The organism is Desulfoglaeba alkanexedens ALDC (genome assembly GCF_005377625.1).
In the GTDB taxonomy this organism is placed as follows: Bacteria; Desulfobacterota; Syntrophobacteria; order Syntrophobacterales; family DSM-9756; genus Desulfoglaeba; species Desulfoglaeba alkanexedens.
In genome coordinates, this window is sequence record NZ_CP040098.1 from 1,308,187 (window position 1) to 1,332,598 (window position 24,412).

Below are 24,412 nucleotides of genomic sequence, written 5' to 3' on the forward strand. Positions count from 1 at the left end.
CGATGAAGTGCCCGCGATGCGGAAAAGAGCTGTTATGGGTAAAGAGCTGAAGGCAGGTGATATGGCGCTGCAGGTCCTGCAGCATCGACTACCGGCTGGAAGATCTTCGCTCCACCTGGGACGACGACTTGGAGGCGCAGCTGGCCGAAATCCGAGTCGACCGCCTGTAACGGAGCGGGCGCTCCGCAAGGCGCGACCGCGGCATCGGCGCCCCTTCCCCGGATGGCGGCCCTCCTGCGGGACCGGATTCCGCCTGCGGCCTTTCAGCCTCTCCCTTCCAGGCGTTCCTGGATGATCCGGCGTGCCACGTCGAATGCTTCGGTGAGCTTCTCAGGTCGGCTTCCGCCGGCCTGAGCCATGTCCGGACGGCCGCCGCCGTTTCCGCCGACCACCGCCGCGATTTCCCGAATCAAGTGGCCCGCGTGCAGGCGCTTGGTCAAATCATCGGTAACTCCCGCCAGCAGGAACACCTTGCCGTCATGGACCGCCCCCAAAACCACCACGCCGGTTCCCATACGCTCCTTGAACCGATCGTTCATTTCCCGAAGCGCCTTGGGATTGTCGGCTTCCACCTGGGTCACCAGCACCCGAACGCCGCCGATCTCCGCCGCCAGGTCCAGAAGGTCCGCAGACCGCCTGGCCGCCTGGGACGCCTTAAGACTTTCCAGTTCCCTCTCCAACTGTCTCTGCTGCGCGAAAAGTCTCTCGATCCGGTCCACCACTTCCAGGGGATGCACTTTCAGCCGGCGGGACGCCTCTTCCAGCTGCTCCAGCTGCCTTTTCACGTGCCGGTAAGCGTGGCGCCCGGTAAGGGCCTCGATTCGGCGCACCCCGGCAGCGACGCTCGTTTCTTGAACAATCACGAAAAGGCCGATATCCCCCGTTCGCTGCGTGTGTGTCCCTCCGCACAGTTCGCGGCTGAAACCGGGGATTTCTACGAGCCGTACCCTGTCCCCGTACTTCTCTTCGAAGAGCGCGACCGCTCCGCTCTTCAACGCTTCTTCCAGATCCATGACCTGGACGCGAAGCGAATCGTTGTTTCGGATTTCATCGTTCACCCGTTCTTCGATGGCGGCGAGTTCTGCAGCCGTGAGGGATGCAAAGTGAGTGAAGTCGAAGCGGAGTCGGTCCGGCGCCACCAGGGATCCCGACTGCTTGACATGATCTCCGAGCACATCGCGGAGCACACGGTGAAGGATGTGAGTAGCCGTATGGTTGAGCGCCGTGTCTTTCCGCCGCTCAGCGTCCACTTGGAGCCGAACCGTTTCGCCGACACGCAGGCTTCCTTCCACCACACGCGCCACGTGAACGATGAGGTCCCCCGGTAGTCGCAGGGTATCGCGCACTTCCAGGGTTCCCGCGGCGGCCAGGATTCTTCCCCGGTCTCCCACCTGGCCGCCCGCTTCGCCGTAAAAGGGGGTTTCGGTCGTGACCACTTCCACGTCGGCGCCGACGCCCGCCTCTTCCACCAATCGGCCTTCCACCACCAGCGCCGCGACCCGGGATTCGGCTTCCAGCTGATCGTAGCCCAAAAACGCCGATCGAACCTCGTCGGCCGAAAGCTTGCGGTAGGCTTCCGAAAGTTCCCGTTCTCCGCTTCCCTTCCAATGCTTGCGGGACTGTTCGCGCTGTTTCTGCATCCGCTCCGCAAAGCCTTCTTCGTCCACCTGGAAATGGAGTTTTCTGGCCATATCGGTCACGATATCTATGGGAAAGCCGTAGGTGTCGTAGAGCTTGAAGATGAGTTCTCCAGGAACCACCCGTGCGCCTTCGTCCTGCAGGCGCGCCATTTCGTTTTGAAGCAGCTTCAGTCCATGGTCCAGCGTCTCACTGAAGCGTTCCTCCTCGTGGAGGATCACCCGGGTGATGTAGTTTCTGCTCTCCATAAGTTCCGGGTAGGCGTCCTGCATGGCGTGCATGACGGCCACCGCCACCTGATGGAGAAACGGCCGGTCCAGCCCCAGAAAGCGGCCGTGCCGGAGCGCGCGCCGAATGACCCGCCGGAGCACGTAACCGCGCCCTTCGTTGGACGGTAACACGCCGTCGCCTATGAGGAACGCCGCCGCCCGGCCGTGGTCCGCGATGACCCTGAAGGAAACGTCCTTTTCGGGGTCTTCTCCGTAGGCATGGCCGCTCATCTCCCCGATGGCCGCCATCATGGGCGTGAAGAGGTCCGTGTCATAATTGGAAGGAACCTTTTGGATCACCGCGGCGAGCCGTTCCAACCCCATGCCCGTATCGATGCTGGGTTTGGGAAGGGGCTCCAGCGCACCGTCTTCCCGCCGGTTGAACTCCATGAACACCAGGTTCCACAGTTCCAGGTAGCGGTCACAATCGCATCCCGGGCGGCAGTCGGGACGACCGCAGCCCATGGCTTCTCCCTGATCTATCAGGATTTCGGAACAGGGCCCGCAGGGGCCCGTATCCCCCATGGCCCAGAAGTTGTCCTTTGTGGGAAACGTGAGGATGCGCTCGTCGGGCAAATGGCGCAGCCAGCACCGCCGGGCCTCTTCGTCCGGACCGAGCCCCATGGCGGCGTCGCCTTCATGAATGGTGGCGAAGAGCTTGTCCTGGGGAAGCCCCATGCGGCCCACCAGAAATTCCCAGGCAAAGGCCACCGCCTCCTCCTTGAAATAATCGCCGAACGAAAAGTTTCCGAGCATCTCGAAAAACGTGTGATGCCGGGCCGTATACCCCACGTTTTCCAGGTCGTTGTGCTTTCCGCCGGCCCGCATGCATTTCTGACTGCTGGCCGCACGCACGTAAGCCCGTTTTTCTTCACCGAGAAAACAACGCTTGAACTGGTTCATCCCTGCGTTGGTAAAAAGGAGCGTCGGGTCGTCGTGGGGGATGAGCGAGGAACTCTTCACCACGGTGTGGCCCTTGGTTTCGAAAAAGCTCAAGAATTTCGACCGGATCTCACTGGCCTTCATGGACCGTCTCCTTGCCGTTCAGCACCGGATTTTCCCAGCTCCGCAGCGGCGATCACAGATGAATGAATTTCCCGCACCTTTTGCTCGATCTCGGCGACCAGATCCGGGTTTTCCCGCATGAAGTTCTTGGCGTTTTCCCGGCCCTGGCCCAGGCGTTCGCCGTTGTACGAATACCAGGTTCCGGACCGTTCGATCACGTTGGACGAAACGGCCAGATCCAGTAAGTCGCCTTCTCTGGAAATGCCTCGCCCGTAAACCACGTCGAATTCCACTTCCTTGAACGGCGGAGCGATCTTGTTTTTGACCACCTTGACCCGGGTCCGGTTTCCCACCACGTCCTGGCCTTCCTTGATCGCCCCCACTCGGCGGATATCGAGCCGCATGGTGGCGTAGAACTTGAGCGCGTTGCCGCCGGTGGTGGTTTCCGGGGAACCGTACATGACGCCGATCTTCATACGGATCTGGTTGATGAAAATCACGCAGGTGTGCGACTTGCTGATAGCCGACGTCAGCTTCCGCAGTGCCTGGCTCATGAGGCGCGCCTGGAGGCCCACATGGGCATCGCCCATTTCGCCCTCGATTTCCGCCTTGGGGACCAAAGCCGCCACCGAATCGATCACGATCACGTCGATGGCGTTGCTTCGCACCAGAATCTCCGCAATTTCCAGCGCCTGTTCCCCGTAGTCGGGCTGGCTGATGAGCAGCTCGTCCACCTTGACGCCGAGCTTTCGCGCATAATGGACATCAAGGGCATGTTCCGCATCGATGAAGGCCGCAAGCCCTCCCTTCTTCTGAGCCTCAGCGATGATGTGCAGCGCGAGGGTCGTCTTTCCGGAAGATTCCGGGCCGAAGATCTCGACCATACGGCCTCGGGGCACCCCCCCGATTCCCAGCGCGAGATCCAGGGACAGGCAGCCTGTGGAAATCACCGGAATCTCAACGTGATGGGCTGCTTCTCCCAGGCGCATGATGGCGCCTTTGCCGCACTGCCGTTCGATCTGACTCATGGCGATGTCGATGGCCTTTTGGCGATCGTCTGCCGTAGCCATGGATAGCTCCTCTTCTCGATACCTGTGATGGGCCGTCAGGTGGGCCGACCTTGCAACGGGCTTCGGTGAAGTGGGGTATATCGGGGTCCTTCGGGCCTTAAGTCGCTTTTATACAACACGATTTCCGACACGTCAAAAGCTTCCGTACGAAACCCTTTCTGGGCGACCAGGGCTTCCTGGAGGCGCTCCAACCGGGTCCTTCCTTTGACCCGGCCCAACGTCAGGTGCGCCTTGAACGGTCGAGCTTCCGTTTCAAAACCGAGGCCGCTCAAGACGTCCTCGACCTGTCGTTGCAGCCACTGCAACCGTTCGAAACCGCTTTCAATCCCCACCCACACCACACGCATGTTCTTGATGGACGGAAACGCCCCGCATCCCCCCGCCGTCACGGTAAACGGCTCCATGGCCTCCCCGGCGCGGTCCAGGGCCTGCGAAACGGCGGGAATCAGATCTTCCGAAACGTTTCCCAGAAACTTCAGGGTGAGGTGGATGCGATCGGCCTTCACCCATGTGACCTGGGCTTTCGAGCCCTTAAGCTTTTCCATGAAGCCGGCCAATTGTTCCTGAACACCTGGAGGGAGGTCCACGGCAACGAACGTTCGAATCATCCCAAAAGAACCCTCCACAAGAGGACAAGGGCCGCATGGGCGGCTCTTTCCTGAATCTGGGTGCGCCCTCCCCAGAACAAATGCTTCCGAACCACGGTCTCACGCACCGTCGAGCAGGCCATGAACACCGTCCCCACCGGCTTTTCGGCCGACCCGCCCGTCGGGCCTGCGATCCCCGTGATGGAAACCGCCACGTCCACCCCGGCCGATTCACGCGCCCCCCGAGCCATGGCTTCGGCCGTCGCCGCACTCACCGCACCGTGCTCGTCAAGCAGCGACCGGAACACACCCAGGAGTTCAACCTTGGCTTCGTTGCTGTAAGTCACAAAGCCTCGCTCGAAGTAGTCCGAAGCGCCCGGAACCGCCGTGACACGCCGGGCCAGCAACCCGCCCGTACACGACTCCGCGGCTGCAAGCTTCCATCGCCTCCCCGACAGCAGCCTTCCCACCGTGAGTTCCATCGGCTCGTCTTCGCTTCCGCTCACGTACTGCGGGCCCAAAAGAGCCACGACCCGTTCTTCGATCTCGGTCAGCCGGGACGTCACGTCATCCAGGTCCGTTCCCCGAACCAGGATGGTCACCCAGTTCTCCCCGATCTGCGGCAGGTAACCGATTTCGATCCCCGGAGATGGCGGTTCCAGAGATGCCAGCCTCCGATTGATTTCCGATTCGACCAGCTCCTGGACCCGGAGGACCCGCTTAACGTAAATCGGCCGGCCCGGGAATCGGCGATCCAGGTCCGGAATCACCTTGCGGGCGAGAAGCGTTTCCATTTCATGGGGCACGCCCGGAAGGAAATAGCAAGGCACACCCCGGTGCTCGAGGAAAAACCCCGCCATGGGAAGTTCCGGCGCCATGTGGACCGCTCCTTCGGGGAAACAGGCGAGCCGCCCCGTGTGCTCGGACCACGGGATGCCTTTTCGTTCAACCCTTCGATGCAGCCGCTCCAGATGCTCGCGATTGCCCGTGAGCGGCCGCCCCAGCGCTCCGGCCACCGCCTGGCGCGTCCGATCATCATCCGTGGGGCCCAGTCCCCCCGTGATGATCACAAAATCCGACCGGTCCAGCAGGTCCAGCAGGTAGCGCGCGATTTCATCCTCTTCATCTTCCACGGTCACTACCCGCCGGAGTCGAAAACCGTGAACCCGAAGCTCACGGGCGATATGATGGGCGTTGGTATCCAGAATGTCGCCCAGCAGCAACTCGTTACCGATGGAAAGGAGTGACCCGCAGACGATTTTGGGTTCCACGAAACCCTCCATGATCCAGCGAACCCTCATGCCTCATGGATCGGCAATGGCGTCCGAACAGTAAAAAGAACCGTCTCGTAGACTTCCCGAAGGGGAACCTTGTGGCGTTCCGCAGCCTGCCGGCAGTCTTCATATTCAGGAATCCGTCGCCGTGAACCGTCCGGAAGCACCACCTCCTTCACCCGGCACTTCCCGTAGGGGGTGGTCACGAACACTTCCGCCCTCGGCAACTCATAGCGTTCCACCTCGAAGGCTCGGACCCCGAGGGTCGAGGATTCCAGGAAAAGGACCTCCATCAGGCGTCGCCCCGAGGCCGGTTCGGCCAACACACTCACCAGGATTCCAGGCCGGTTTTTCTTCATGTGCACCGGGGTGAACGTCGCATCGATGGCTCCTTCCGCGAAGAGTCTCGACAGAAGGTGATCGTAGAATTCCGGGTTCATATCGTCGATCTGGGTTTCCAGCACAAGAAGCCGCCGCTGAATCAGGACTTCCGATGCGCGGCCGAGGAAAACCCTCAGCAGGTTGGGCGGGTCCTCCTGCGGGTGGCTTCCGATCCCGTAACCCACGCGCTCGAGAGTCATGGACGGTATCGGGCCGAACGCTTCGCACAACGCGCGCACAATGGCCGCACCTGTCGGAGTGGTCACTTCGCGCCGTTCGGTTCCCTGAAAGACGGGAACACCTTCCAGGAGCACGGCGGTGGCGGGAGCCGGAATCGGCAGGGTCCCGTGCTCTGTTTTCACCCAACCTGATCCCAGAGGAATCGCCGAAGCCGTCACCCGCGAAACCTCCAGGAGGTGCAGGGCCGCCGCCGTCCCCACCGCATCCAGAAGGGTATCCAGAGCACCGATTTCGTGGAAGTGGACCTCTTCGACAGACACCCCGTGGACCCGGGCCTCCGCCTCCGCGAGCGTTCTCAGGATCTTGAGGCTCGCCGCCGCGACTCCCGGCACCAACTCGCTCCCCTGGATGATCGCCTCCAACTCACGGAACGTCCGGCGAGGCTGCCCGCTGAGCCGGAAAAGGACCCGGGTACCCTCGATGGCCCCTCTCTTTTCCTTTCGGACCTGCACCGAAAACCCTGAAACCGGCATCTTGTGGAGTATTTCCAGCAGACCATCTACCGGCGCGCCGGCATCCAGGAGACCCCCCAACACCATGTCTCCGCTTACCCCGGAAAAACAGTCGAAATGCACCGTCTTCATCAAACGTCGCCCCTCTCGCCGCTGATTGTGCTCCCCAGAACCGACCCAAACACCTGACCCAGATGCTGTACCGGAATCGCCTTCAAACGCCGTTTCAAATAAGCGGGCAGTTCGCGCACATCCGCTTCGTTTCCGGCCGGAACGATCACTTCCCGGATTTGGTGGCGAAGCGCCGCCAGCACCTTTTCCTTGAGCCCCCCCACCGGAAGAACGTCACCCAGAAGCGAGATTTCACCGGTCATGGCCACCCCCGCTCGAACCGGCCTTTGGGAAAGTGCGGAAACCAGAGCCACCGCCATGGCGAGCCCCGCCGACGGACCGTCTTTGGGAATCGCTCCCGCCGGTACGTGAAGGTGAACGTCCTGATTCGTATAAAAATCGCTGGGAATGGCCAAGGATTCGGACCGAGATCGAACATAGCTGAGCGCCGCCCGAGCCGATTCCTTCATCACTTCCCCCATATGGCCGGTGAGGATCAGCTCACCCTTTCCCGGCATGACCGACGCTTCCACGGTGAGCACTTCGCCGCCATGGGGTGTCCAAGCCAGTCCCAAAGCCACCCCGGGGGGGTTGTCTTTTCTGACTTCGCTTTCGGCAAACGGTGGCGGGCCGAGGTATCCCTTGAGCGCCCGTCGCGTGACCCGAAAGGGCGGCGAAGCCCCCTCGGCCATTCGCCGGGCTACCTTGCGGCAAAGCGACGCGATCTCCCGCTCCAGCTGCCGCACGCCCGATTCCTGGGTATAACGCCGGACGATTTCGGCCAGGGTACGGGAATGCACCGCCAGGACCTCCCGAGAAAGACCGTGTGCCGACAACTGCCGAGGCAACAGAAACTTTTCCGCAATGACGATTTTTTCCCGTTCCGTGTACCCGGTCAGATGAATCACTTCCAAGCGGTCCAGAAGCGCCGCCGGTATGGAATCGGCGGCATTGGCCGTGGTGATGAACAGCACCGAGGAGAGGTCGAAGGCCACATTGAGATAATGGTCTGAAAAATTCCGGTTCTGCTCCGGGTCCAAGACCTCGAGAAGCGCCGCCGCCGGATCCCCCCGGAAGTCCCGCCCCACCTTGTCGATTTCATCCAGCATGAATACGGGGTTCCGCGTGCCCGCGTTCCTGATGCCTTCAATGATCCGGCCTGGAAGCGCGCCGAGATAGGTCCGCCGATGACCTCGGATTTCCGCTTCGTCGCGGATGCCGCCCAGCGACATCCGAACGAACCGGCGACCCATGGCCCGCGCAATGGAACGGCCCAGCGATGTTTTCCCCACCCCGGGCGGCCCCACAAGACAGAGGATGGGCCCGCGCACCGAACGCTTCAACTTGCAGACTCCCAGGAAATCCAGAATCCGTTCCTTGACCCGCTCCATGTCGTAATGATCTTCGTCCAAGACCCTGGATGCCTCCTTCAAGTCCAGCCGATCCGGCGTGACCTTGTTCCAGGGCATTTCCGTAAGCCAGTCCAGGTAGGTGCGAACCACAGCGCTTTCCGCTGCATCCGGCGGCATCTGTTCCAAGCGCTGGAGCTGTCGGATTGCTTCCCGGCGGGCGGCTTCAGGCATGCCCGCCTCATCGATCTTTTCACGCAGAAGGACCGCATCCCCTTCTTCGTTCCACTCTCCCAATTCCCTTCGAATCGCCCGGAGCTGTTCACGGAGGTACCGCTCCTTGTGGCGGCGTCGCAGGGCGTTTTCCGCTTCCAGTTCGATTTCGACCCTCACTTCCATTCGATCCAGTTCCCTACGGAGGAGTTCATGGACCTGGTGGAGCCGACGAACCGGATCACCGGGGGCCGTGAACTCACGGCACACGCCGCCTTCCGGATCGAGATTCATGGCGATGAGGTCGGCTAATCTGCCGGGCGACCGAACGCCTTCGAGGATCGCTCCCGCATCCCCCGAACTGATACCTCGGATGAGAAAAAGTCTTCGGGCGGCATGGCGGACTTGCTCCATGAGCTGGACCAACTCTTGATCGACCGGGGGTTCTTCCTCGACCACCGGCTCGATGCGAGCCCTGCGGTGAGGCTCGGTCTTGGTGATTTCGAGGATTCGCGCCTTGGCGATACCTTGGACCAGTACCTTCAAACGACCGTCTTCCAGTTCGGTGGACCGAAGAAGCAGCGCCACGCAGCCGAAGGGCGGCGGTCCCGCGGCCGAAGCGTCCTTTCCGTGGAGCTCGGCCGCTCCGTCCCAACATCCCGTAAGGAGCAGATAACCCCCGCAAAGCCGTGCCGCTTCCATGGCGAGCCGTTCGCGGTCTTCTCCAACAAACATCGGGAGAATCATGGCCGGAAGAATGACCGGATGGCGCAGCGCGATTACGGGAAGTTCCGATGGAAAGGCCTGTTTCATACCCGCTGGATCTCACCGTGAAAGAAAGAGACTCCGGGAACGTACGATCCTGCATCGGTCCCTTATCAACGCAGATGGTCCTTGTCAACTCACATACCGAAACTGTCGGTTTAAGCGCCTTGACACCCGAAACCCCGGATGGTAGGTTCCCTATCCACGGTTTCATAGCCTGTCGACGGAGGGATGGCCGAGTGGTTTAAGGCGGCGGTCTTGAAAACCGTTGGCCCGTTAGCAGCGGGCCCGTGGGTTCGAATCCTACTCCCTCCGCCACAAAAAGGTGTTGGAGAGATGGCCGAGTCGGCTGAAGGCGCTCGCCTGCTAAGCGAGTGTGCGGGGAAGCTCGCACCGAGGGTTCGAATCCCTCTCTCTCCGCCATTCCGATCAGCTAGCCCGGCCCCTTGAGGACCCGGGATTTTAGGACAAACTCTAAGAAATGTTTCCGGCTGAAAATCAAACAAAATACGTAACATCTCAATAATCAGGGGCAAACCTTTCGGATTCCGGCTTTCGCCGGAATCCATTACCTTGCTGCAAAAAATCAGTCACCCCGATTTTATATGAAAATAACCAATTACTAAAGTGATTTAGGTATGTTGAGCATGCCAGCTGTCATAAACTTTTGGTAGCGCTCTAAAGTGGAGACCTTAAGCAAAAAGGATAACGAAGGTCAAAAAGTCCCCCTCTCCCCCCTCCCCTTAATCCCCTCCCACAAGGGGAGGGGAAATAGAATTTGGCATCAAATATGGGTGCGGATCTTTTAGAACGACATCCAGGGTGGACCCTCTGAGGTAGATCCAGATGGCCTTGAAGCAGCAAGCGCATCAGCTCCGTTCCCCCTCGTTCCCAAGCTCCAGCTTGGGAACGCCCTGCCCGGGAAGCTCCAGCTTCCCTCCTGCTACAGCTGAAACGCGCTGTCTTTCTAGGGAGCTCGCCAGGATCTCGAAGTGATCTCTCCCCTCGTTCCCAATCTCTGGCTTGGGAACGTCCTCATGGGTACCGAAGCTGGAGCTTCTGCACAGTTGTGTTCCCAAGCTGGAGCTTGGGAACAAGAAGGAAAAGATCTGCACCCATCAAATATTAGGTCTATTATTTTCTACACTACCAAACTTTTTATATTCGTGGTCGAACCCACAATTCACAATATTTTCCTCTCGTTCCCAAGCTCCAGCTTGGGAACGCCCTGCCCGGGAAGCTCCAGCTTCCCTCCTGCTACAGCTGAAACGCGCTGTCTTTCTAAGGAGCTCGCCAGGATCTCGAAGTGGTCTTTCCCCTCGTTCCCAAGCTCTGGCTTGGGAACGGGCTCACCGAAACTGGAGCTTCTGCACAGTTGTGTTCCCAAGCTGGAGCTTGGGAACAAGAAGCAAAAGATCTGCACCCAAAGTCAATGTTGGACGGAGCCTAAAGAGCTGCGCTACTACCGTGAAACAGCGTTCAGATCCCCGTAACAAGCGGCCGGCTCGCCTGTCACCAGCCCCATGTCAGATACTTGTGAATGGAGTCCGATGCCTTGCGCCCCGCACCCATGGCCAGGATCACTGTAGCCTGGCCGGTCACTATATCTCCCCCGGCCCATACACCTCGCTTTGTGGTCTTGCCTGTCTCGGGATCAGCTACAATATAACCGCGCTCATTGATCTCCAGTCCTTCAGTGGACTGGGTCAGCAGGGGGTTTGCCGCAGCTCCCACCGCGATGACCGCGAGATCACAATCCAGCTCGAATTCGGACCCTTCAACCGGCACCGGCCGCCGCCTACCCGACTCATCCGGTTTGCCCAGCTCCATCCGGAGACATTCCACCCCGGTCACCCTGCCGCTCTCGTTGCCGATAAAGCGTTTAGGCGCGGTCAACAGATGGAACTCGATCCCTTCCTCTTCGGCATGGTGGATCTCGGCCGCGCGGGCGGGCATCTCATCGCGCGAGCGCCGGTAGACTATTCTCACCCGCTCCGCGCCCAGACGCATCGCCGTCCTCGCCGCATCCATGGCCACGTTCCCGGCGCCGAATACAGCCACATTCCGGCCTCTTACAATCGGGGTATCATACTTCGGAAACAGATAAGCCTTCATCAGGTTGGCTCGGGTGAGGTATTCGTTGGCAGAATAGACGCCTATAAGGTTTTCCCCTGGAATGTTGAGGAAGCGAGGTAGACCCGCCCCCACGCCGATATAGATCGCGTCATAGCCCTCCTCAAACAGCTCGTCCAGGCTCACGGTGCGCCCTACAACCACGTTGCATTCCAACCGCACACCAAGCCTTTCCAGAAAATTCACCTCGGAGTAGACTATTTCCTTGGGCAGCCGGAACTCCGGGATGCCGTAAACCAGCACCCCGCCCGGCTTGTGAAAGGCCTCGAATATGGTCACGTCATGGCCTTTGAGAATCAGGTCCCCGGCGACTGTCAGACCAGAGGGACCGGATCCCACCACCGCCACCCGCTTCCCTGTGGGATGCTGCTTCGGCGGAAGATCACCTGTTCCATGCTCCCGCTCCCGGTCAGCCACGAACCGCTCCAAGTTGCCGATGGCCACAGGTCGATCCTTCTTGCCCAAAATGCACATGCCTTCGCACTGAATCTCCTGAGGGCACACCCTCCCACACACCGCCGGCAGGCTGTTTCTCTCCCAAATATGCCTGATAGCCTTGGTAAACTCGCGCTCCCGTATCAGCTTTATGAACCCCGGAATATCCACAGAGACCGGGCAACCTTGCACACAAGCAGGACTCTTGCACTGGAGACACCTTTGGGCCTCTCTGATCGCAGTTTCTTCGTCATATCCCAAGGGTACCTCTTCAAAGTTTCTCTTTCTCACCTCGGGTTTTTGTTCAGGCATGGGCTGCCTGGGGATCTTCTCCTTCTTGGCGCTCTTCTCGTCCATCGCTTCCTCCGTACCGTCTATATCCAAGAGCTCAGGCCTTAGCCGGCTTGGCGCTCCTTCATAAACTTTTCATAAGCCATTCTTTCTTCTTCCTTGTAAGCGTCCAGCCTCTTGGCCAGCTCGTCAAAATCCACCGCATGACCGTCGAACTCCGGTCCATCCACACAGGCGAACCTGGTCTTGCCGCCAACGGTCACCCGGCAGCACCCGCACATGCCTGTCCCGTCCACCATTATGGGATTCAGGCTGACCAAGGTCTTGACTCCGTACTCTGCGGTGAGCTTGCATAAGAATTTCATCATGGGTACAGGGCCTATCCCCACCACCAGCTTGATGTTCTCCCTTTCCAGGAGATCCCTGAGCACGTCGGTGACAAACCCGTGGTGGCCGTATGTCCCGTCATCCGTGCACACCTCGAGCTCGTGACTGGCAGCCTTCATCTTGTCTTCAAGTATAAGAAGATCCTTGGTGCGCGCCCCTATGACGGCATACACGTAGTTGCCTATCTCCTTCAGTGCCCTGGTAATTGGATGGAGAACGGCTATGCCGGTGCCTCCTCCCACGCAAGCCACCTTGCCCAGCTTTTCCAAGTGAGTAGGCTGTCCCAGTGGGCCGATCACATCCTGATACTTTTCCCCTACCTGCATGCCCCTGAAAAGCGCGGTTGACTTCCCAACCACCTGGTAGATGACGGTGATCGTGCCCTTCTTGGGGTCAGTGTCCGCCATGGTAAGGGGGATCCGCTCCCCAGTCTCGTTGGCCTTCAGGATCACGAACTGACCAGGTCTGGCCTTTGCTGCTATCTTGGGAGCGCTGATCTCGTTCATGACCACTGTACCATCTGCCATTTCGTGGCGTTTTAGAATCTCGAACATTTGGAAACCTCCACGATGTAGTATTGTGAGGACGCGATCATTTAGCACAGCACGATCAAGTCTGTCAAAAAGAATCGCCTACAAGCAGCAATTCTAGCTTTGGCTTGACACTCCTATTGATATTGTCGCCTGATTTTTGATATTTGGATCTTTGTTGTATCTCAACGATTCCCGGGGTAGGCCAAGAACCCTGTAAATAGGGGTTCAGAAATTCTCTTTTGAATACAGAGCTTTTGAAACTAAAGCGTAAATGAGACCCGGTGATGAAGCAAACATGCGCTATCGAGATCGTCAAGGAAGCATTTCGCTTGGCCCGTGCCCAGTTGGAGACGTCAGCAAGGCTGAAGAATGGGTAAAAGAGAATCGAAATTGGCAGGATTCGTATCCCATGATTGTTTAACTGGATTCAGGCGCCTGCCCCGGACTCCGATCCGGGGTTCGCCGGAATGTCGGACCTTTATCTTTTAAGTACAGGTCCACAGAATCAAACTCTTTTGTAACATGTTAAAATCCTCTGGAAATTCCACCTTGTTCCCAAGCTCCAGCTTGGGAACACACATGTGCAGAAGCTCCAGCTTCGGTTCCCATGAGGGCGTTCCCAAGCCAGAGCTTGGGAACGAGAGGAAACGCTCACCCGTTTAACCGGACTACCGAGTCTGAAGCAAAGATCATGGGTTATGTTCACCCACTGAAGACTGCTGCATAGTGGTCACTTAATTATGTGGAGCTGTTTTAAGTTAGCGCTCATGCTCCGTACCCCCCCCGGCGGAACCCTGCTCTGGAAGGTGGCGTAAGATGCCGCCCTGCGCACCCACTCAGGCTCGATTTTTCAAGCGCAACGGTCGCTGTGGATCCAGAACGCACCACGGCCTTCGCTCTGCCGCAATTCGCTGTACAAGGATACTTGACAGCGCCGACCTTCTGCATGATGCTCACCCGGAGCCACGTCGAACGGCATGCCCTTGCCGTCGGCGCTTCACGGTGGACATCCTATAGAACGGAAAGCGGAAGATACTTGACCCATGGCGCAGGCTATTCTACGTGGCGGCCACGCGAGCCAAGCGGAACCTTTTTCTGTCGTCTCCCAAGGTCACCGGCCGCGGGTCGTTCTACGCCATGGATCCAGGCGGACCTTCGCGGTTTCTTTTTGAAATCAAGAATCTTGACGTCCTGGTTCAACGGCCGTCCTGAACCCATCCGGGTGAAGGCGAGGTTTTCTATGCGTTTCCTCCATACCGCGGACTGGCATCTGGGCCGTATTTTTCATGGAACCCATCTCACCGAAGACCAGGCTGTGGTCCTGGATCAACTGGTACAGCTGGCCAAGGAAAGCCGCTTGGATGCCCTTCTGGTTTCAGGCGATATCTTCGATCGAGCCGTGCCGCCTCCCGATGCGGTGAGCCTCCTGGACGACGTCCTCTCCCGCCTGGTGCTCGACGTCCGGGTTCCCGTGATCCTCATAGCGGGAAATCACGACAGCCCGGACCGCCTGCACTTCGGTTCCCGACTCCTGGCCGGCCAAGGGTTGCATGTCACGGGACGCGTGGACGCAACCGTTCCCGTGCTGACCCTGGGAGACTCCGAAGGTCCGGTGGACTTTTTTCCCATTCCCTTCGCCGAGCCGGGCGTCGTCCGGGATCGCATCGGAGAACCGGGCATCCAGGACCACGGCTCCGCCATGCAATGCCTGGTGGAGCGTTTTCGATCGAAGGCACCGACTCACCGCCGATCGGTGGCGGTGGCTCACACCTTCATCGCAGGCAGTGAATCCAGCGAGTCGGAACGACCGCTTTCCGTCGGCGGCATCGACACGGTGGACGCTTCCGTGTTCGCCGGTTTCCACTACGTGGCCCTGGGGCACCTCCACCGGCCCCAGGGCCGGCCAGAATCCCCTCTCCAGTATGCCGGCTCCCTTCTCAAGTATTCCTTCTCCGAGGCCGACCAGCCCAAATCGGTGAACATCGTGGAAATGGATGCCCGCGGCACCTGCCGCGTGGAACGGATCCCGCTCATCCCGGCGCGCGACGTAAGACGCCTGGAAGGAACCTTCGACGAATTCCTTCGCACGGGCCCGAACCTTTCTTTTCGAAAAGACTACCTCCAGGTGACCTTGCTCGACCGGGAACCCATCCTGGATGCCATGGGCCGGCTCCGGAACGTCTTCCCCAACCTGCTGCACATCGAGCGCCCGCATCTGAATCCGCAAGGGGACCCGGCCGGGCCTGGAAAAGATCACCGAACCCTGAACGATTCCGACCTGTTCGCCACTTTTTTTTCGCAGGTGACCGGTGAACCGCTTTCCGAAGCAGAGGCGGTCGCATTCCAAGAAGTCGTCGAACAAATCGAGATGGAAGAAAGGGAGGCGCATTGATGCGGCCTCTTCGCTTGCGCCTGAGCGCCTTCGGCCCCTACGCCGAAGAACAGATCCTCGATTTTGCATCCCTCCACGGCCGCCCCCTCTTTCTCATCCACGGGCCCACAGGGGCCGGAAAGACTGCCTTACTCGACGCCATCTGCTTCGCCCTTTACGGTGAAACTTCCGGCGGCGAAAGAGACGGGCGCGGGATGCGAAGCGACCACGCAGGTCTCGAGACGCCCACCGAGGTGTCCCTGGACTTTGCACTCGGAAGCGAACGCTACCGCGTCACCCGCCGCCCGGAACAGGACCGCCCTCGGAGCAGGGGAACCGGGGTCACCCGGAGTCGCGCTGCGGCTGAACTGCGACGCCTTTCGGGCGCGGCATCCGAATCGGAAGGGATCGCCGTTGCGTCCCAGTGGCGCGGCGTGACCGAAGCCGTGGAAAACCTTCTCGGCTTTCGAAGCGACCAGTTCCGCCAGGTGGTGATGCTCCCCCAAGGTCAGTTCCGCCGGTTCCTTCTGGCCGATTCCCGGGAACGCCAGCATATTCTGGAAGTCCTCTTCCGCACGGAACGATACCGCCGCATCGAAGAAGCCCTCAAGGCCGCCGCCGGAACGGTCGAAGACTCTGTCCGGCGCCTCTCGGACAAGATCACCGTGCTGCTGCAACAGGCCGAAGCCGACTCGGCTGAATCGCTCCTGGAGAAGCGCCGGGGCCTATCCAAGGAGATCAACGACCTCGACGGCCGAATCCGGGGACTCCGAGAAGACGAATCCAAGGCCCGGCAGGTGCTGGAACAGGCTCGGCAAGCCCATCGAGCCTTCCAGGAACTTCACGAAGCGGAAGCCGCACTTTCCAAACTGACGTCTGAGCAACCTGCGATCAATGAGCTGGAAAACCAGCTGACCCGGGCCCGGAAAGCGGCGCTGCTTCGCCCGGTCTTCGAGAACAAGGAAAGCCGGCGCCGGGAATGGGAGGACGCCCAAAAGCGCGCAGCCGCAGCCCTCAAAGCCCTGGAAACGGCCGAATCACAATGGGTTCAGGCCGAGGAATCCTGGAAGCGGGAACGAAGCCGGGAAGAGGAACGGCAAAAACTTCGGGAAACCTTTTCGAGACTTCAGGGCATGGCCGACGAGGTGGCGCAGCTGGAAGATGCCCGGAACACCCTCGAGCGCTACCGCCGCCATGCCGCGGAATGCCAAAAGATGTGGGAGGCCGCCCAAAAGGACCTGGAAGACAACCGCGAAGCCATTCGAAGACATGCTTCCGAAGTGGAAAAACACCAGAAAGCGGCCGCCCTCTTCGAACTTCGGCAAGTAAACGTTAAGCGGTTCGAAGAACGCCACCTCCAGTCGCGACGCCTGGAATCCCTGCAAAAAGATCATGACGCCCTGCTGAAGGTCCTCGAAAGGGCCGAAAACGAACGATCCGACCTGGAGCGCAGGTTTTCGAAGGCTCGAGAGGCGTTGGAAATGATGGAACGGCGCTGGATCCAAGGGCAGGCGGCCTTTCTCGCGGCGGGGCTCGTTCCCGGAAAACCATGCCCGGTCTGCGGATCCGCAGAGCATCCAGCCCCGGCCCGAACGGATGAAACGCTTCCTTCTCAGGCCGCCCTGGATCGCGCGAGAAAGGACCTGAAGCGCTTGGAAGCTCAGTGTGAAACCGCGCGTACCGAAACGGAGCGCCTTCGCGAGCGCATGGGGGAACTTCGGGCCGCGCGGGACGCCGTGGCCGCCTTTTTCGAAGGGGAATCCGAAAGAAGCCCCGCGCAAATCGAGGCGCTCCTCGAAGACGCCCGAAGGGAACTCCAGCAAAGTCAAAGGGCCAGGGAATCCATGGCCCGCCTTTCCCAGGCCGCCGAAAAACTCGAACGCAAAGAACGAGAACTCACAGAAACACTGAGTACGAGGCACGAGGCATTTCTGGATGCGGTCGGGCGGTTCAAGGAGCAGGAAGGGATGATCCGGGAACGCGAACTTCGAATCCCCGAACACCACCGCAGACTCGACGCATTGAAAGACTCCCTCCGCAACACGGAACGTCAACTGCGCTCCCTGGAAGCAGCGCTTGAAGCGGCGCAAAAAGCCAAAGAAGACGCCTCCGGTGCCCTTTCCGCCCGTAAGGAAGGACTGGCCGCCGCCCGGGAAGAGGAAAAGGCGGCCAGCGAAAGGTTCGAGGCGGCCCGAAAGGCATTTTTAAGCCGCGTTGAGCAGTCGGGATTTCCCGATGAAGAAGCGTTTCTTTCCGCACACCTCGAAGAAAAGGCTATAGAGCAACTTTTCGAGAGGATTCAAGATCATAGCAGGCGATTGGAAGCGGCGCAGGATCGCGCAAACCGTGCGCGGAAAGCCGCCCCGAAAGAAGCCCCTCCAGATCTGGTCCCTTTGGAAAGAAACCTGGAGGGCCTCGTCGCCAGGATCGACGAAGCCATGGGGCTGCGCGGGATGCTCAACGCCCGAGCCCAACAGATGGACCATCAGATTCACGAACTGCATGGCGCCCAAAAAGAATACCAATCGGCGGAGGCGCGCTACCGCGTGATCGGCCGGATCAGCGAAGTGGCCGCCGGCCGGAATCCTCACGGCATCACCTTTCATCGATTCGTCCTGGCCGCCCTCCTGGACGATGTGCTCACCGCGGCGTCTCAACGCCTCCGCGTCATGAGCCGCGGCCGGTTCGACCTGGTACGGGCCCGGCAGCGAGCCGATCAACGGACGGCCGCCGGTTTGGATCTACTCATCTTCGACGCTTACACGGGCACGCACCGCCCCGTGAACACACTCTCAGGCGGAGAAAGCTTCCTCGCATCCCTCGCCCTGGCCCTGGGTCTTGCGGACGTGGTTCAAGCCTATGCGGGAGGCGTTCGACTGGAAACCATTTTCGTGGACGAAGGCTTCGGGAGTCTCGATCCCGAATCTCTGGACCTGGCCTTCCAGACGCTTCTCGACCTCCATCTGGGCGGGCGCATGGTGGGCCTCATCTCCCATGTACCAGAGCTCAGAGAACGAATCGACGTCCGGATCGAAGTTCAGCCCGGCATCAAGGGGAGTCATGCAAAGGTCGTCGTTTGACCGTCTCGGCGATGGGAAAAGGAACACCGGGGAAGATTCAGGCATGGAAATAAACCCGGCGTGAACGGCCGCACTGGAAGCGGTGAAACGCACCCGTTACGAAAACGCGGGGAAATCGGTGGCTGCGGCGCCGGCTCAGCCTTTGACGGCAGCGGTCCCCGACCTCTTACTGCAAGGGGATCCACCGGTATACCTGATCGTTCACGCAGGCATAGATCTCCTGGTCGGTACCGTAGATATCCACGATGCAGCGATGATCGATGAGCTTCTCCAGGATGAAGGCGGTCAGATAGAGGCTCACGAAATGGGGCCGGGGAACCACGTCCCGCACATTGGCCACCGCAAACTGGATTTCAAACTCGTCGGCGTTAAGCAGCGTTTCGAGGCAACGGTTGATCTGGGCTTCCAGTTCGTCTTTGCTGGTTGTTTCGACCAATCTCTTTTCGACCAGCTTGATGGCGATCCGGTTAGTCAGTTCGTCCAGGTGTTCCCGAAGCAGCTGTAAGGCCCGAGTTTTTTGTGCTTCCTTGGCTTGATCCAGCTTGGAGATGACCGACATCTCCTTTATGTTGGGTCGATATTCCCTGGCCATAGGGTTCCCCTTTGTCCTTTTTTTTTCGATTTTCAGCCGAAGCAGCGCAGTCGACTTCAGGGTTTTCGCCTGCGCCCGGCCGCTGTTCAGCTTTCCGCTATCATGGCCGCCAGGTAACCCGCTCCAAAACCATTGTCAATATTTACTACGGCCACCCCCGGGGCACAACTGTTCAGCATGCCGAGAAGCGCCGACAAACCGCCGAACGACGCCCCATAGCCCACACTGGTCGGCACCGCGATCACGGGTCGAGCGACAAGCCCGGCCACTACGCTGGGAAGCGCTCCTTCCATTCCGGCCACTACCACGTAAACCGCCCCGTTTTGCAATTCGTCCCACAGGTGGAGGAGCCGGTGAAGTCCAGCCACGCCCACATCGTAGAACCTCTGCACCTGGGATCCCATAAGTTGTGCGGTGAGGGCCGCTTCTTCGGCGACGTGAATGTCGGAAGATCCCGCACAAAGCACCTGGACGATGCCCCGGGGCGATTCATTCGAGTCTTCCAAGGGCCGGGGCTTCGGCTGGAAGAAAAGAGCCCTCGCCGAGGCCTCGTAGGTCAGCCCGGCATGCCATTCGATCACCTTTCGAGCCTTTTGTGGATCCACGCGGGTCACCAGGACCGGGTCGTCCCACGGGAGCATGGCTTCCAGAATCCGAGCAATCTGTTCGGCCGATTTGCCTTCTCCGAAGACGACTTCCGGAAAACCGCGGCGCAGGTGCCGGTGGTGATCGATCCGTGCAAAGGAGAGATCTTCATAGGGGAGCTTCTTCAAGAACCGCAGCACGTCTTCCAGAGTCCGATCCCCCGCGCGATAAGACTCAAGAAGTATTTTCAGTTTTTCCATAAGCCTTCAGCCTGCCGCCCTTCGTTTCAGCACCTCGAGGATCAGCGCCGCTTGAGCCTCCGCCACCCCGGCCAGTTTTCCGACCGCCGCCCGGGCTCCTGCACCCTTAGCCTGCAGCGCATCGGGATGATCCAGAAAATGCATCCATCGTGCCTCAAGTTCGCCGGCGTCTGATACCTGGATCCCCGCGCCGTGGGCCGCCAGCACCTGGTGTTCGGTTTGAACTTTTTCCACGTGAGGGCCGTAGAAAACGGGCTTTCCCCAGGCGGCGGGTTCCACGATGTTGTGCCCCCCCACCGGCTCCAACGTCCCCCCGCAAAAGATGAGGTCTCCGAAGGCATAGAGATTCAGGAGCACCCCGATGCGGTCCACCAGGACGACCGGAGCTTCGCGGCGACTCCCTGCGGCTTCCAGATCGGAAAGCTTATGAAACCGTTGCCTCCGATCGGAAAGCCACTTGGCCATGCGAGGAACGTTTTCCAGGTGACGGGGAACGAACACCCCCACCAAGTCCGGCCGAAGAGCGCGCATTCTTGCAAAGATCTCCAGCAGGACCAGGCACTCGGAACCCCTCAGACTGCCTCCCACGACAACCGGAGAGCCGTCGGGGATACGCAGCAATCGTCTCCATTTTTCCAGGTCCGCCGCTCGAGTCCTGTAAAGCAACGCATCGTACTTGGCGCTTCCCAACACCTGGACCCGTTCGGGGGGCGCTCCCGCCGCCACAGCGTGTTCCCGGTCTTCGTCGGTCTTCATGGCGAGGACCGACAGTTGTCGAAAGATCGGGCGGAAAAGGACACCCAATGATCGATAGTTCCGGGCCGATCGGCGGGAAATCCGACCGTTCAACAGAAGGCTCGGTATGCTGCGGCGCCGAAGCACCCCGAAAAGAATCGGCCAGAATTCACTTTCGAACACCACGTAGACATCGGGGGAGACCCAGTCCAGCGCCCGCTTCACCACCCAAGGTAGATCGAGGGGAGCGGGAATCACGGTGGCCGCACGGCCGAGGCCCGCCGCCGCGAAACGAAAACCCTGAGGTGTCCCCACGGAAAGAAACAGACGGGCGTCGGGGTTCTTTTCTTTCACGGCCAGGAGCGGCGCCATGGCCCCCGTCACTTCCCCCACCGAAGCCGCGTGAAACCAGATTCTCGGGCAACCGGTCCCCGGAGTCCGTTCCAGATAGCGCCCCCATCTTCCCCGCCGGAATCGGCCGTCCATCGATGCCGTACGACTCAAACCTTGCTCTCCTTCCGCCATCTATCTTATCATCAATCCTGCCCGCAGGATGCGGCAAAAACCTGCAAAGCCCCGACAGTTCAAAGGAGAACGCCCTTCATGAAACGGGGAATCCGAATCGCTGAACTCTTTCGGCGCGAAAAGGAATTTATCGACTGCGAGATCATCGTTCAGGGCTGGGTGCGCATCAGGCGGGATTCCAATGCAGGGATCAGTTTTATCGAAATGAACGACGGCTCCTGCCTCAGGAACCTTCAGATCGTCGCCGAACACGGAAACGCGGGACTTGCAGCGACCTTGGAACGTCTGGGCGGCGGACTTTTGAGGCGGTCTCGGTCTGACCGAACCGCTGGGAACCCCCCGCCGTCGTCTCCGGCCGGCGGAGCATCATGAACCGCGACGATCCGCCGGGACAGCGGTTCAGGATGACGGTGTTTCTTCGTCGATGTAAGAGGCCAGTTCTCGAAGCAGGCGCAGCGATTCCCGGGCTTCTTCGGGATCAATCTTGTGCAGGGCAAAACCGGCATGCACGATCACGTAGTCGCCAACCACAGCTTCTTCGGGAAGGAGCGTCAGCGACGTTCTACGAACGGCTTCACCCACACGGACGGTCGCCATGTCGCCGTCGACCTGGACGATTTCCGCTGGAATGGCTAGACACATTGTTCCCGTACCCTCTCTGAACAAACGCTCAACCGGGCTTCGACGCGCTCTTTTGCCGGCTCAAGGCCGGAATATCCCCGGTGAGACCACTCGTATGTTAATCCCACGGCCCCGCCGGGTAAACCCCCTGGGGGGGGACGTTGGACGAACAGGTTTTATTCAAGAGATCTCAAAACCAGGTCCCGGTAATCGCGCCGGCCTTTTATTCCCGCCTTTTCCAGCGCCCCCCCGCCTTTTCGATCTCATCGAGAACGCATCGAATCAGTTCCGGAACCTTCGAGGCGACCGCACCCGTCAGTTCAGTCCCCCATGAAGAAATGTCTCCCGGCTCGACTCCCACCACCACGACCGCCGGACGTTTTCCCAGAATCTCCGCATAGGCGAGCGTTTCCAAAAGATCCAGCTGATGGATCGAGTTCTTGAAGGCCACCCGCCGATTCAACTCCTCTACGTTCAGCCGATAGACCGTCCCGGGCGGCCGGCCGTTCTGCACAGCATCTACAACAATCACGTATTGAGCCTCGCAGATAGGATCCAACAGCCGAAGTCCCAAAGTTCCCCCATCCAGCAACTCTACGCCGTCGGAAAATTCATACCCCTCGGACAACGCCTCGATCACGCGGACACCCACCCCTTCGTCGCGGAGCAGGATGTTTCCCACACCGAGCACCAAAACCTTTCGCTGGCGGTCCACCGGTTTCATTGATTCCCCTTCGAAAAAAGAACCTGACCGATAACGGCCAGGTTCTCCAGATCTTCCCGCTTGCCGACGGCCGAATCATGCAACTTTGAATTTGTAGACTTCGTTGGTTCGGGGATCGATCACGTGTACCGCGCAGGCGATGCAGGGATCGAACGAATGCACGGTCCGGAGGATTTCCACCGGCCGCTTCGGGTCGGCGATCGGGGTACCGATGAGCGCCTCTTCCACAGGGCCCGGCTTTCCGGCCGCGCATCGCGGGCCAAGGTTCCACGTGGACGGCACCACCATCTGGTAGTTTGCGATTTTCTGGCCCTTGATTTCGATCCAATGGCCCAACGCTCCCCGAGGCACATCGTTCAAGCCCATGCCGGCGGCTTCCTGAGGCATTTCATAAGACGCGAAGGTCCGGTTTTCTCCACGCTTGATGTTTTCCACCAGTTCCATGATCCAGCCTTCCATGGCATCGGCGATGATCTTTGTTTCAATGGCACGGCCAGCGGTGCGGCCCAACGTGCTGAAGAGCGCTTCGGCGGGAACGTCCAGCTGCTTGAGGGCGTCGTCCACCAACTTGCGGGTGGGTTCATGACCCCTGCCGTAGGCCACCAACACCCGGGCCAACGGTCCCACTTCCATGGCTTCGTCCATGTACCGGGGGGCCTTTGTCCAGCTGTATTCCTTCGCCGTGTCCAGCTTGGACGGCGCCGGCTTCGTTTCACCTACAGACGGATGCAGCGCTTTGTCGCCCTCGTACCAGCTGTACTTGACGTGTTCGACGATTTTGTCCACATCCACGGCATCCACCTTGCCCAGCTGCCGCTTGAAGATGGCCCCGCGCGGCAAGAAAAGGCTTTCAGGTTCCTTTTCGCCTTGAGGAAACTCACCGTAGGCAAGGAAATTGCTGGTGCCGCCGATGGCCCCCCAGTCCTTGTAAAAGCCGGCGACCGCCAAAACGTCCGGAAGGTACACGTTGTCGATGAAGTCCTTGGTCTCCTTCCAGAGATAAAGGAATTCCGAAATGCGATCCGGGTTGAGATCCGCCACACAAGAAACCCCGCCCACCACCAGGCTTTGGAGGTGAGGGTTCTTTGCACCGAACACCGCGTGCATCCGCGCCGTTCGAGCCTGCTGACGTAAGGCTTCCAGGTAATGGGCCGTGGCGATGAGGTTCACTTCCGGCGGAAGCTTGTAGGCGGGATGCCCCCAATAGCCGTTGGTAAAAAGACCCAGCTGACCGCTATCCACGAATTTCTGGAGCCGCTGCTGGACGGCCTTGAAGTCGCTCGGCCCACTCTTTCCGGCCGGGGAAACCTGGTTGGCGATTTGCGAGGCCTTGACGGGGTCCGCCTGAAGAGCGCTCACCACATCCACCCAGTCCAGGGCGTGGAGGTGATAGAAATGAACCAAGTGGTCGTGGAGAATCTGCACGCCCATGAGCAAGTTCCGGATGAGACGGGCGTTGGGCGGAGCCGTCACCCCCACGGCGTCCTCCACACACCGAATGGAAGCCAACCCATGAACGTAGGTGCAAACGCCGCACGCACGCTGCGTAAAAAGCCAGGCATCACGGGGATCGCGCCCCTTGAGGATGATTTCCAATCCGCGAAAAAGCGTGGAACTGCTCCACGCGTTGGTGACCTTTCCATTGGCCACTTCCACTTCTATTCTCAAATGGCCCTCGATCCGCGTGATCGGGTCCACGACAATTCGCTGTGCCATGGTTCCTCACTCCTGCATTCGGGGAAAACGATTCCGCCCCACTGCGCGCAGGGCCCTTTCAGTCACCAAG

The 24,412-nt window shown here is 59.7% G+C and carries 17 protein-coding genes, 2 tRNA genes and 1 pseudogene; 6 read left to right on the forward strand and 14 right to left on the reverse strand.

Features of this window, described 5'->3' with window-relative positions; all coding sequences use genetic code 11:
- Positions 1 to 263: 263 nt before the first annotated feature.
- The 6 genes from alaS to lon are packed head-to-tail and all read right to left on the reverse strand — an operon-like array spanning position 264 to position 9,402.
- On the reverse strand, positions 264 to 2,933 hold the full coding sequence (gene alaS / locus FDQ92_RS06100; RefSeq protein ID WP_137423760.1) for an alanine--tRNA ligase: 2,670 nt from the start codon (positions 2,931 to 2,933) through the stop codon (positions 264 to 266).
- Complete coding sequence (gene recA, locus FDQ92_RS06105; protein ID WP_137423761.1) at positions 2,930 to 3,982, reverse strand: recombinase RecA; 1,053 nt, start codon at positions 3,980 to 3,982, stop codon at positions 2,930 to 2,932. Before recA ends, alaS begins: the two co-directional genes overlap by 4 nt.
- Positions 3,983 to 4,017: 35 nt before the next feature.
- The gene (gene thpR / locus FDQ92_RS06110) at positions 4,018 to 4,590 is read right to left on the reverse strand and encodes an RNA 2',3'-cyclic phosphodiesterase (RefSeq protein WP_137423762.1); all 573 of its coding nucleotides are present in this window, start codon (positions 4,588 to 4,590) and stop codon (positions 4,018 to 4,020) included.
- Positions 4,587 to 5,840: a CinA family nicotinamide mononucleotide deamidase-related protein gene (locus FDQ92_RS06115; RefSeq protein WP_170180220.1), complete on the reverse strand. Its 1,254-nt coding sequence runs from the start codon at positions 5,838 to 5,840 to the stop codon at positions 4,587 to 4,589. The genes thpR and FDQ92_RS06115 overlap by 4 nt, the downstream gene beginning before the upstream one ends.
- A 26-nt stretch (positions 5,841 to 5,866) precedes the next feature.
- Positions 5,867 to 7,048 (reverse strand): nickel pincer cofactor biosynthesis protein LarC, encoded by a 1,182-nt coding sequence (gene larC / locus FDQ92_RS06120; RefSeq protein ID WP_137423764.1) that lies wholly within the window; start codon positions 7,046 to 7,048, stop codon positions 5,867 to 5,869.
- A complete protein-coding gene (lon, locus tag FDQ92_RS06125; RefSeq protein WP_137423765.1) occupies positions 7,048 to 9,402 on the reverse strand; it encodes an endopeptidase La in 2,355 nt (784 codons plus the stop codon). Before lon ends, larC begins: the two co-directional genes overlap by 1 nt.
- 177 nt (positions 9,403 to 9,579) lie before the next feature.
- Here lon and FDQ92_RS06130 point away from each other — a divergent pair.
- Together FDQ92_RS06130 and FDQ92_RS06135 are read left to right on the forward strand one after the other, a co-directional pair.
- Positions 9,580 to 9,672: transfer RNA gene (locus FDQ92_RS06130), tRNA-Ser, on the forward strand.
- A 12-nt stretch (positions 9,673 to 9,684) separates the two neighbouring features.
- Positions 9,685 to 9,777: transfer RNA gene (locus FDQ92_RS06135), tRNA-Ser, on the forward strand.
- A 1,089-nt stretch (positions 9,778 to 10,866) separates the two neighbouring features.
- Here the strand turns inward: FDQ92_RS06135 and gltA are convergent.
- Complete coding sequence (gene gltA / locus FDQ92_RS06140) at positions 10,867 to 12,279, reverse strand: NADPH-dependent glutamate synthase (RefSeq protein ID WP_137423766.1); 1,413 nt, start codon at positions 12,277 to 12,279, stop codon at positions 10,867 to 10,869.
- Positions 12,280 to 12,317: 38 nt separating this feature from the next.
- On the reverse strand, positions 12,318 to 13,154 hold the full coding sequence (locus FDQ92_RS06145) for a sulfide/dihydroorotate dehydrogenase-like FAD/NAD-binding protein (RefSeq protein ID WP_137423767.1): 837 nt from the start codon (positions 13,152 to 13,154) through the stop codon (positions 12,318 to 12,320).
- A gap of 1,041 nt (positions 13,155 to 14,195) precedes the next feature.
- Between FDQ92_RS06145 and FDQ92_RS06150 the strand changes: the two genes are divergently transcribed.
- The 3 genes from FDQ92_RS06150 to FDQ92_RS06160 are packed head-to-tail and all read left to right on the forward strand — an operon-like array spanning position 14,196 to position 18,584.
- Positions 14,196 to 14,345 (forward strand): hypothetical protein, encoded by a 150-nt coding sequence (locus FDQ92_RS06150; RefSeq protein WP_170180221.1) that lies wholly within the window; start codon positions 14,196 to 14,198, stop codon positions 14,343 to 14,345.
- A gap of 28 nt (positions 14,346 to 14,373) precedes the next feature.
- Positions 14,374 to 15,525 carry an exonuclease SbcCD subunit D gene (locus FDQ92_RS06155; protein WP_137423769.1) on the forward strand — a complete coding sequence of 384 codons (1,152 nt, stop codon included), beginning with the start codon at positions 14,374 to 14,376 and terminating at the stop codon, positions 15,523 to 15,525.
- Positions 15,525 to 18,584, forward strand: a complete 3,060-nt coding sequence (locus tag FDQ92_RS06160; protein ID WP_137423770.1) for an AAA family ATPase — start codon at positions 15,525 to 15,527, stop codon at positions 18,582 to 18,584. Before FDQ92_RS06155 ends, FDQ92_RS06160 begins: the two co-directional genes overlap by 1 nt.
- Positions 18,585 to 18,750: 166 nt before the next feature.
- Here FDQ92_RS06160 and FDQ92_RS06165 read toward each other — a convergent pair whose 3' ends face one another.
- The 3 genes from FDQ92_RS06165 to FDQ92_RS06175 form a co-directional block, all read right to left on the reverse strand.
- The gene (locus tag FDQ92_RS06165; RefSeq protein WP_137423771.1) at positions 18,751 to 19,176 is read right to left on the reverse strand and encodes a hypothetical protein; all 426 of its coding nucleotides are present in this window, start codon (positions 19,174 to 19,176) and stop codon (positions 18,751 to 18,753) included.
- Between the two features lie 86 nt (positions 19,177 to 19,262).
- A complete protein-coding gene (gene larB, locus FDQ92_RS06170; RefSeq protein ID WP_137423772.1) occupies positions 19,263 to 20,021 on the reverse strand; it encodes a nickel pincer cofactor biosynthesis protein LarB in 759 nt (252 codons plus the stop codon).
- A gap of 6 nt (positions 20,022 to 20,027) precedes the next feature.
- Positions 20,028 to 21,260 (reverse strand): 3-deoxy-D-manno-octulosonic acid transferase, encoded by a 1,233-nt coding sequence (locus FDQ92_RS06175; RefSeq protein WP_170180222.1) that lies wholly within the window; start codon positions 21,258 to 21,260, stop codon positions 20,028 to 20,030.
- Between the two features lie 99 nt (positions 21,261 to 21,359).
- Here FDQ92_RS06175 and FDQ92_RS16440 point away from each other — a divergent pair.
- A pseudogene (locus FDQ92_RS16440) lies at positions 21,360 to 21,534 on the forward strand (asparagine--tRNA ligase); the annotation flags it as partial.
- Positions 21,535 to 21,680: 146 nt separating this feature from the next.
- Here FDQ92_RS16440 and FDQ92_RS06185 read toward each other — a convergent pair.
- The 3 genes from FDQ92_RS06185 to FDQ92_RS06195 all read right to left on the reverse strand — a co-directional run bounded on the left by FDQ92_RS06185 (position 21,681) and on the right by FDQ92_RS06195 (position 24,342).
- The gene (locus tag FDQ92_RS06185; RefSeq protein ID WP_137423775.1) at positions 21,681 to 21,923 is read right to left on the reverse strand and encodes a HypC/HybG/HupF family hydrogenase formation chaperone; all 243 of its coding nucleotides are present in this window, start codon (positions 21,921 to 21,923) and stop codon (positions 21,681 to 21,683) included.
- Positions 21,924 to 22,125: 202 nt separating this feature from the next.
- Entirely contained in the window at positions 22,126 to 22,626 is a 501-nt protein-coding gene (locus FDQ92_RS06190; RefSeq protein WP_137423776.1) for a HyaD/HybD family hydrogenase maturation endopeptidase, read from the reverse strand.
- Positions 22,627 to 22,701: 75 nt separating this feature from the next.
- A complete protein-coding gene (locus FDQ92_RS06195; RefSeq protein WP_137423777.1) occupies positions 22,702 to 24,342 on the reverse strand; it encodes a nickel-dependent hydrogenase large subunit in 1,641 nt (546 codons plus the stop codon).
- Positions 24,343 to 24,412 lie beyond the last annotated feature (70 nt).

Bases quoted from the DNA above. Each gene is read 5' to 3' on its own strand.
- larB (WP_137423772.1), bottom strand. From the start codon at position 20,021: ATGGAAAAACTGAAAATACTTCTTGAGTCTTATCGCGCGGGGGATCGG.
- FDQ92_RS06155 (WP_137423769.1), top strand. From the start codon at position 14,374: ATGCGTTTCCTCCATACCGCGGACTGGCATCTGGGCCGTATTTTTCAT.
- FDQ92_RS06165 (WP_137423771.1), bottom strand. From the start codon at position 19,176: ATGGCCAGGGAATATCGACCCAACATAAAGGAGATGTCGGTCATCTCC.
- FDQ92_RS06160 (WP_137423770.1), top strand. From the start codon at position 15,525: ATGCGGCCTCTTCGCTTGCGCCTGAGCGCCTTCGGCCCCTACGCCGAA.
- larC (WP_137423764.1), bottom strand. From the start codon at position 7,048: ATGAAGACGGTGCATTTCGACTGTTTTTCCGGGGTAAGCGGAGACATG.
- FDQ92_RS06190 (WP_137423776.1), bottom strand. From the start codon at position 22,626: ATGAAACCGGTGGACCGCCAGCGAAAGGTTTTGGTGCTCGGTGTGGGA.
- alaS (WP_137423760.1), bottom strand. From the start codon at position 2,933: ATGAAGGCCAGTGAGATCCGGTCGAAATTCTTGAGCTTTTTCGAAACC.
- gltA (WP_137423766.1), bottom strand. From the start codon at position 12,279: ATGGACGAGAAGAGCGCCAAGAAGGAGAAGATCCCCAGGCAGCCCATG.
- lon (WP_137423765.1), bottom strand. From the start codon at position 9,402: ATGAAACAGGCCTTTCCATCGGAACTTCCCGTAATCGCGCTGCGCCAT.
- FDQ92_RS06195 (WP_137423777.1), bottom strand. From the start codon at position 24,342: ATGGCACAGCGAATTGTCGTGGACCCGATCACGCGGATCGAGGGCCAT.
- recA (WP_137423761.1), bottom strand. From the start codon at position 3,982: ATGGCTACGGCAGACGATCGCCAAAAGGCCATCGACATCGCCATGAGT.
- thpR (WP_137423762.1), bottom strand. From the start codon at position 4,590: ATGATTCGAACGTTCGTTGCCGTGGACCTCCCTCCAGGTGTTCAGGAA.
- FDQ92_RS06145 (WP_137423767.1), bottom strand. From the start codon at position 13,154: ATGTTCGAGATTCTAAAACGCCACGAAATGGCAGATGGTACAGTGGTC.
- FDQ92_RS06185 (WP_137423775.1), bottom strand. From the start codon at position 21,923: ATGTGTCTAGCCATTCCAGCGGAAATCGTCCAGGTCGACGGCGACATG.